Origin of the sequence: Psychrobacter sp., assembly GCF_030457785.1 — a bacterium.
Classification (GTDB): Bacteria; Pseudomonadota; Gammaproteobacteria; order Pseudomonadales; family Moraxellaceae; genus Psychrobacter.
Genome location: NZ_JAKDUI010000125.1, coordinates 1 through 8,193 on the forward strand (window position 1 = coordinate 1; position 8,193 = coordinate 8,193).

Sequence of the window (8,193 nt, forward strand, 5' to 3'; positions counted from 1 at the left end):
TATCATTCATAAATTAATACTCTCTTAGAAGTTCAACTCTGCAATGCTTGTTTTTTCATCAACGCGTTTTTTGAAAAGCAAAAAAAAGGACACCTTATTGGGTGTCCTTTTCTTACTTATATCAAACTAAGACAGTCTGGTCATGGAAGCGTTATCTACTCTTCAACACCAGCATCTTGACCTTTGTATTTTGCATTTGCATAATCCCAGTTCACTAGCTTGTCTAGGAAGGTATCAACATAATCAGGACGACGATTACGATAATCGATGTAGTAAGCGTGTTCCCATACGTCACAAGTCAATACAGCAACTTGACCATTGGCTAGTGGTGTACCTGCGTTACCAGTTTTAGCGATAGACAGTTTGCCACCGACTTTGTCAGCAACCAACCAAGCCCAACCTGAACCGAACTGTGATGTTGCTGCGTTTTTGAACTCTTCACGGAACTTGTCGTAGCTGCCGAAATCTTCTTCGATTTTTGCTTTTAGATCGCCAGTTGGTTCACCGCCACCATTTTCTGGTGTCATGCAGTTCCAGTAAAAAGTGTGGTTCCAAACTTGCGCCGCTTGGTTGAACATACCTTGCTTGCTGTCATCTGCTGCTGTCGCTTCGATGATTTCTGGCAATGTTTTGCCTTCAAGACCAGAACCTGGTAGCAAGCTGTTTAGCTTCGTAACGTATGCGTTGTGGTGTTTGTCATGGTGAAACTCTAAAGTCTCTGCACTGATATGTGGTTCTAGCGCATCTTTAGAGTATGGTAGATCTGGTAAAGTAATATGTGACATATTATTATATTCCTTGGCTGGTTTAGCCCTCTGATTACTCAGGATGTACATGCGCTGAGGCATGCATGAGGCTAAAAGTGGCTTGTTTTTATTCAAATCTCTAAAATCGTAATCAGCAGAATAATGCTTAGCAACCCTCTTATCTCGCAAAAAAACTATAAAATAAGTGGCTGGCTAAATCTGCTATTACGTGTGCAAATCAATTTTCTGTTATTGAACTTGCAACCTTATCGTCACAGCCTGAACTGGCCGTCAGTAGTTTAACCGATGACTCGTTAGGGGTCGTGACGTCTAAGTCTTATCAAGAAGTATAACAAAGAAAATCGCTATGCACAGTTACTGACTGTTATATCCCTTAATTATTTTTTAATAATCATGATAAATAAAATCAATCGCTGCCATACACGGTTGTCTATCCTACAATAGATACTTACATTACTCGCCAATGCTGCCCATAACCAGTATTACCCATAGCCAATACTGCCCACTCACCATAGAGGACAACCCTTATGACTTCTGTATTAGATCATCACAGCGCCAACAACAATCAAAACCTGCCCACGCAGTGGGTACTCGCCAGTAATAATAAGGGAAAACTGGAGGAGTTCAAAAGGTTGTTTGCACAAGAAAATCTGGATGTGACGATCGTACCGCAAGGTCAACTAGACATTGAAGACGCTATCGAGGATGGGCGTAGCTTTGTAGAAAACGCCATCATCAAAGCACGTCATGCTAGTCGTATCAGTGGCTTGCCTGCCATCGCCGACGACTCAGGGTTGTGTGTGCCCGCTCTCGGAAATGCGCCGGGCATCTATTCCGCCCGCTATGCTGGTGAGCATGGGAACAGCGCCAAAAACAATGCCAAGCTGATTCAGGATTTACAGTCCACACGTCAAAAACAACCAAACACGCCTATTAAAGGTATGTTCGTTTGCGTGCTAGCAATGGTACGCCATGCCGATGATTCACTACCGATTATCGCTCAAGGTCTATGGCACGGTGAGATTTTGGCTGCACCACAGGGAGATGGTGGCTTTGGTTATGACCCATTATTTTGGTTGCCAGAGCTGCAAGCAACGGCAGCGAGCCTAGAAGCTACGCACAAAAACAGTATCAGTCATCGTGGTCAAGCCATTCAGCAGCTATTAGCACAACTGCCTTTATAAGCTGTCTAGCTTTTTATCTAGCTGTTGCTGTTGTAAGTTTATAAGTGCACTGAACCTTACTTGAGATTTTGGTGTGCTAAAGCTGCCACAGGTGCGCTATATATTGCCGGCGAGCAGATAATTTTTACTTTAATAAACAGATAGATTATACTGTTCTACTTTTAAAATTTTGTTGAAAGCCGCTATTCGTCTGTATAATGCACCGATATGCCGTATCGAGTGCCTTTTTATTGAATATTATGCAGTACATTGTCGGTTTATGATTGATATTTGATGGCATCGACCACATCAAACAGTTTCATGCTGTTAGTGCCGATTTCTAGTAGTGCCAATTTTCAGTACCTTTTCCGTGCCAATCTCGTACCGATGGCGCCGACAACAACTGGTCCTGAATTTTGATTCTGCTTTGAAATCAAATGCTATCACTATCCCCCTATTTAGTTAGTTTATTCAAACGGCAGTCAGCAGCGCACACCCGTATATTGAGTGCCCGACTGTCTATCATTATTTAATCCTAAAGGTGTAATTAACATGGCTACAGACTTGCAAGTCACAACAAACAAGCTATCTAATAAAGAAAATCAGCTAACGGTTAAAGTACCCGTTGAAAAGATTCAAAACAAAGTCGAAGGTCGTATTCGCCAAGTTGCGAAAACTGCCAAGATTGATGGCTTCCGCAAGGGCAACGTCCCTATGTCGCACATCCGCTCTCAGTACGGCGCTGGTATTCAGCAAGAAGTCATCAATGACGTGATCCGTGATACTGTATTTGAAGCGATCAAGTCTGAAGATATCCGTGCTGTAGGCATGCCAAACATCGACGATGTGAAACTAGAAGACGACTTCTTGGTTTATCAAGCCACTGTCGAAATCTTCCCAGAAGTAGAAGTGGAAGGTATCAACGAAATCGAAGTCGAGCGTCACACTGCAACAGTGAACGAAGAAGACGTCGACACCATGATCGAAAACCTACAAAAGCAACGTCAAGAATTCGTTGAAAAGAAAGGTATGGCGGCGAAAGACAACCAAGTTACTTTTGACTTTGAAGGCACAATCGACGGCGAAAAATTCGAAGGCGGCTCATCTGAAGACTTCAAACTGGTTATCGGTAGCAACCAGATGATTCCAGGCTTTGAGAAAGGCATCAAAGGCATGAAAGCTGGCGAAGAAAAAGTCATCGACGTGACCTTCCCAGAAGACTACCAAGCTGAAAACTTAGCTGGTAAAGAAGCACAGTTCAAAATCAACGTAAAACTGGTTGAGAAGTCTAAACTACCTGAAATCGACGATGAGTTCCTTGAGCTATTCGGCGTGACTGAAGGCGGTGTTGAAAAGCTGAAAGAGGACGTTCGCAAAAACATGGAACGTGAGATCAAAAACGCTGCACGTAGCCAAGTTAAACAAGCAACTTTTGACGCGCTACTAGAGAAGAACGAGTTTGACGTACCAACAGCTATGTTAGAGCAAGAAATTGAGCGTCAGCGCAACATGATGATGCAACGCTTCTCTCAACAGTTCGGCGCTAACGCTGATAGCTTTGATAAAGACATGTTACCAAATGAATTGTTTGAAGAGCAGGCATTACGTGCTGCCCGTCTTGGCATCATCGTTGCTCGTATTATCGATACCAAGAGCTTGGAAGTTGATCAAGAGCGTGTTGAAAACTTCATCAAAGAAGCCGCTGAAAACTACGAAGATCCTGCTGAAGTCATTGAGTACTACACCACTGACAAGCAACAGCGTGCTAACATCGAGTCTGTCGTCCTAGAAGACCAAGTCGTTGATTATCTGATCGGTCAAGGCAAAGTAACTGACAAAGAAGTCAGCTACCAAGACTTGCTAGCCGCTCAGCAGCAACAGCAACAAGGCATGTAATCTCGTAAGACATGACACAATACCGCTTAGCAGAGCACCTTTGATTGGTAGCGACTGCTAGCGTGATTTAGAAATGCCCTAACGATGTGTTAGGGCATTTTTTGTTGGCGGTACATATCCTATCTTTATTCATAGTTTATCACTCATCCCCTTGATAAATGCGTATAGGCGCCTTATTAATAGGATGTCGTTTATCATTTTTCACACGAAACAGTTACTATTCGGCCAATAAAAAAGTTACCATGAGCTCAATTATCTTTAGTGGCTATTTTTGCAAATGTTATTTGATACTATTGAATAATTAAGAGGGCGCCTTTAATATTCACAACATCATCTACAAGTAAACGCTGCTAATAGTATCCATGTCATTTTTTTCATGACTAGCTATATCAGCCTATACACTTTAGAGTTTGATAGCTTCTATTCGAAGCCTGCAATGTTTACAATGCTAGATACCAATAAATAGATGACTACCGATTGAATTGAAGACACGCCCTAGCCATCAGCTACTCTTATTACCCCTTGATTTTGTATACTTATAAATAGGATATCTTTATGACAGATTATGACCGTATCATTGCCAACCCGCATTTTGATATGCTGATGAGTGCACACAACGACGTACAAAATACGCAAAGCGCACCACAATCTGCGTTAGTTCCAATGGTTGTAGAGCAGTCTTCACGCGGTGAGCGCTCGTTTGATATTTTTTCACGCCTATTGCGTGAGCGTGTGATCTTTTTGACCGGTCAAGTCGAAGACCATATGGCCAATCTGATCGTCGCACAGTTGCTATTTTTAGAAGCTGAAAATCCAGACAAAGACATTCATTTATACATCAACTCGCCAGGCGGTTCTGTCAGTGCTGGTTTGGCTATTTTTGACACGATGAACTTTATCAAGCCTGAAGTATCAACCATCTGCATGGGCGGTGCTTATAGCATGGGTTCTTTCCTACTGGCCGCTGGCGAAAAAGGCAAGCGCTATGCACTCGCCAACGCACGTGTGATGATTCACCAGCCTTCAGGTGGCGCACAAGGTCAAGCAACAGACATCGAGATCAATGCGCGCGAAATCTTAAAAATTCGTGACCGCTTAAATAAAATCTTGTCTGAGCGCACCGGCCAGCCGTTAGAAAAAATCGAAAAAGACGTTGAGCGTGACTTTTGGTTGGATGCACCAGAAGCAAAAGAATACGGTTTGGTTGACGAAGTATTAGAGCGCCGCCCTACTTCTTTATAGAGTTGATACTGCAAAAACCTTACTGCAGTAACCTCGCTTCAGCAACCTTACTTCATAGTTATGCAGGTATTGATGCCATTAGCTACATACCGCGAGACCGATAGTAATATCGTCGCCACAATTTGAAGATGACACGATTTGAAGAGCATGGCTAACGGGCAAAAACCTTGTCGTAATCCGTTAGCCAGTTTGAAAAATTTGTATGACTGAATGTTGTCTTAATTTGGGCGTGATACCAGTTTTATATTTTAGGAGCGCCTTTTATGGCAGAAGATAACACCCCGCAGTGTTCATTTTGCGGCAAAGCCAAAAGTGATGTACAGCAACTGATAGCTGCTGACGATGCCAATATCTGTAACGAATGCATCGAGCTATGTACTGATTTAATCGCTGATAGCGACGAAAATGGTGATGATGATAGCGATATCGACACCTCTTGGGTCGATAAAAAACTACCAACACCAAAAGAGCTGCGCGCCAAACTTGATGACTATGTCATCGGACAAGACTCTGCTAAAAAAGCATTGGCAGTCGCCGTTTATAACCACTACAAGCGCCTAAAAGTCAGCCAAACGCTAGCCCGTGACAATAAAAAATCTAAGATTGGTGCTGATGATGCCATGGTTGAGCTGGCAAAGAGTAATATCTTGCTGATTGGTCCAACAGGCTCAGGTAAAACGCTACTGGCTCAAACGTTAGCGCGCTTACTCGACGTGCCTTTTGCAATGGCAGATGCAACGACCCTAACCGAAGCCGGCTATGTAGGTGAAGACGTAGAAAATATCGTACAAAAACTTCTACAAGCAGCTGACTATGATGTCAGTAAAGCTGAGCAAGGTATCATCTATATCGATGAAATCGATAAAATCAGCAAAAAAGGCGACAATCCTTCTATCACGCGTGATGTGTCAGGCGAAGGTGTACAGCAGGCTTTATTAAAACTAATCGAAGGCACTGTTGCAGCTATTCCACCTCATGGTGGTCGCAAGCACCCACAGCAAGAGCTTATCCAAGTAGATACCAGCAATATCTTAATCATTGTTGGCGGTGCATTTGCTGGATTGGATCAAGTGATTCAACAACGTACCGAAAAAGGTGGTATTGGCTTTAATGCAGATGTCAGCTCAAAAGACGATAGCAAAAGCAGCTCAGATCTTCTGCAACAAGTAGAGCCAGAAGATTTGATTAAATTTGGTCTTATCCCCGAATTGATTGGTCGTTTGCCTGTCCTGGCAGCGCTGAAAGAGCTCGATGAAGAAGCATTAGTACAAATCCTAACCGAACCGAAAAATGCACTGGTAAAACAGTATCAATATCTGTTCGATATGGAAGGTGCAGAGATCAGCTTTACCAAAGAAGCACTTGATGCCGTGGCCAAAAAAGCCATGGAGCGTAAGACAGGCGCTCGTGGTTTAAGATCTATCGTTGAAAATGCGTTACTCGAAACCATGTACGAGCTACCATCGATGAAGGACGCTAAAACAGTCCTCGTTGATGAAGAAGTTATCAATGAAGGTAAGACACCTAAGATTGCTTAACTCTTAACTTAGCTCGAGCAGCCAATGACAACTCATTCGCTGTCTTAATAAATAAAAGCGTCTGGCGTACTCCGCCAAGGCGCTTTTATTTTGTTTCATTATTATGGTCTCTAGGGCGTGTTGAACATTCGACCATGGCACTGACAGAGCGTATTTTTTAGACGATTTGAAGATAAAAAGAGTCAGTATAGTCATTCTATTTGCTATGACCGTATAAGCAGGGTCTATTGGCATCCTCAGCACCAACTATCGATCGTGCAAAATAATGTACGTCTCCTATCAAAAAAAAGCCACACACCGCTAAATAATCGATCTTCACGACTTGCAAGCACTGCTACCGATAAAAAATGGGCTTGAACAAAAAAGTGACTTGAATAATCTTTATGTTAAAGCCCTATTCCTAAACCTACAACAACTCCTCATACAACTACCTTAGCGCGTGAGCTGTCTGGTGGGTCTGTTTTCACATATAATCTAAATAAATTACATATTATATATCTATATACTATAATTATGCAATTTGATACAATTATGTTTCTAATAACTTACAGATTGATTACGTATTTAGTTTTTGACCCTTAATTGAAAGGCGTTACTTCCAGTATGACGATTCAATTACCAGATAAACACTTATCCAGATATTGTTTTTCATAATAAGGATGTTTTAATGAAAAATTTTTTGCAGACCAAGCCATATCTCCTAATAGCACCCCTCTTTGCTATTGGTGCTACTAGCATCACGGCCTGTAGTGAATCAGACACAAAAGCTGTCGATCGTGTCGAAGAAGCCGAGGCCATCGCCCGAGTGAAGTCACTCGAAGCGCAAGCAACAGAGATTAAAAATGAGCTGGCGGAAAACCCAGGCGCTAAGCTGAACATCAGCATGCCCGCTGAATCGACCATCCCTGACGATGAGTACGGTGCTGCCGTCCGTCGAGGCTTAGAGCTTGCCAATCATACTTATCGAGAGCTACCTGATAACGTCGGCAACAAGCTCAACTGTACTAGCTGTCACTTAGCAAATGGTTCGGAAGCTTATGCTGCACCATGGAATGGTCTACCAGGTATCTTCCCCATCTATCGCTCGCGTGATGCACGTGTCAACTCATTACAAGAGCGCGTCAATGGTTGTTTTCAGCGTTCAATGAATGGTACCCCGTTAGAAGTGGATTCGGATGAGATGAACGCCTTTATTTCTTATATGACGTGGTTATCGCAAGACATGCCAATTGGCGTTTCACCTCCAGGTCGTGGGTTTGTCGAAGTCGACAGCTCGCTCACACCAGACCCTGTCAAAGGAAAAGAGGTTTTCGCTGCGACCTGTACCACTTGCCACGGCGAAAATGGTGAAGGTAAGTATAATGACGATGGCACTTACATATACCCTGCCATCGCTGGTGCAGACTCATTTAACGACGGCGCAGGTATGGCAAGAACGTACAAGGCGGCTGCATTTGTAAAAGGTAAAATGCCTTTTGGTCAAGGCAATACCCTGACTGACCAAGAAGCCATCGATGTGGCCAGCTATAGTAAGTTCTTTTTAAATAAGATACAATCGCTTTAAAGCAAGCGAAATAGCAGAAGAAC

6 protein-coding genes are annotated in these 8,193 nt (G+C 43.0%); 5 read left to right on the forward strand and 1 reads right to left on the reverse strand.

Translation table 11 applies throughout. The annotated features are described in order from the left end of the window. Window positions 1-155: 155 nt before the first annotated feature. Entirely contained in the window at window positions 156-785 is a 630-nt protein-coding gene (locus L0J61_RS07175) for a superoxide dismutase (protein ID WP_301465665.1), read from the reverse strand. A gap of 509 nt (window positions 786-1,294) precedes the next feature. On the opposite strand from L0J61_RS07175, the gene rdgB reads away from it, so the two are divergent. The 5 genes from rdgB to L0J61_RS07200 all read left to right on the forward strand — a co-directional run bounded on the left by rdgB (window position 1,295) and on the right by L0J61_RS07200 (window position 8,170). Beyond that, window positions 1,295-1,951 (forward strand): RdgB/HAM1 family non-canonical purine NTP pyrophosphatase, encoded by a 657-nt coding sequence (gene rdgB / locus L0J61_RS07180; protein ID WP_301465666.1) that lies wholly within the window; start codon window positions 1,295-1,297, stop codon window positions 1,949-1,951. Between the two features lie 531 nt (window positions 1,952-2,482). Continuing rightward, window positions 2,483-3,826, forward strand: a complete 1,344-nt coding sequence (tig, locus tag L0J61_RS07185) for a trigger factor (RefSeq protein WP_301465667.1) — start codon at window positions 2,483-2,485, stop codon at window positions 3,824-3,826. A 603-nt stretch (window positions 3,827-4,429) separates the two neighbouring features. Then, window positions 4,430-5,068, forward strand: coding sequence for an ATP-dependent Clp endopeptidase proteolytic subunit ClpP (gene clpP, locus L0J61_RS07190; protein WP_301465670.1), 639 nt, complete (start codon window positions 4,430-4,432; stop codon window positions 5,066-5,068). A 263-nt stretch (window positions 5,069-5,331) separates the two neighbouring features. After that, window positions 5,332-6,606: an ATP-dependent protease ATP-binding subunit ClpX gene (gene clpX / locus L0J61_RS07195; protein ID WP_301465668.1), complete on the forward strand. Its 1,275-nt coding sequence runs from the start codon at window positions 5,332-5,334 to the stop codon at window positions 6,604-6,606. A 667-nt stretch (window positions 6,607-7,273) separates the two neighbouring features. Then, the gene (locus tag L0J61_RS07200) at window positions 7,274-8,170 is read left to right on the forward strand and encodes a c-type cytochrome (RefSeq protein ID WP_301465669.1); all 897 of its coding nucleotides are present in this window, start codon (window positions 7,274-7,276) and stop codon (window positions 8,168-8,170) included. Window positions 8,171-8,193: the final 23 nt, after the last annotated feature.

Excerpts from the sequence above, each read along its gene's own strand:
- L0J61_RS07175 (WP_301465665.1), bottom strand. The coding sequence starts at position 785 with ATGTCACATATTACTTTACCAGATCTACCATACTCTAAAGATGCGCTA.
- L0J61_RS07200 (WP_301465669.1), top strand. The coding sequence starts at position 7,274 with ATGAAAAATTTTTTGCAGACCAAGCCATATCTCCTAATAGCACCCCTC.
- tig (WP_301465667.1), top strand. The coding sequence starts at position 2,483 with ATGGCTACAGACTTGCAAGTCACAACAAACAAGCTATCTAATAAAGAA.
- clpP (WP_301465670.1), top strand. The coding sequence starts at position 4,430 with ATGAGTGCACACAACGACGTACAAAATACGCAAAGCGCACCACAATCT.
- rdgB (WP_301465666.1), top strand. The coding sequence starts at position 1,295 with ATGACTTCTGTATTAGATCATCACAGCGCCAACAACAATCAAAACCTG.
- clpX (WP_301465668.1), top strand. The coding sequence starts at position 5,332 with ATGGCAGAAGATAACACCCCGCAGTGTTCATTTTGCGGCAAAGCCAAA.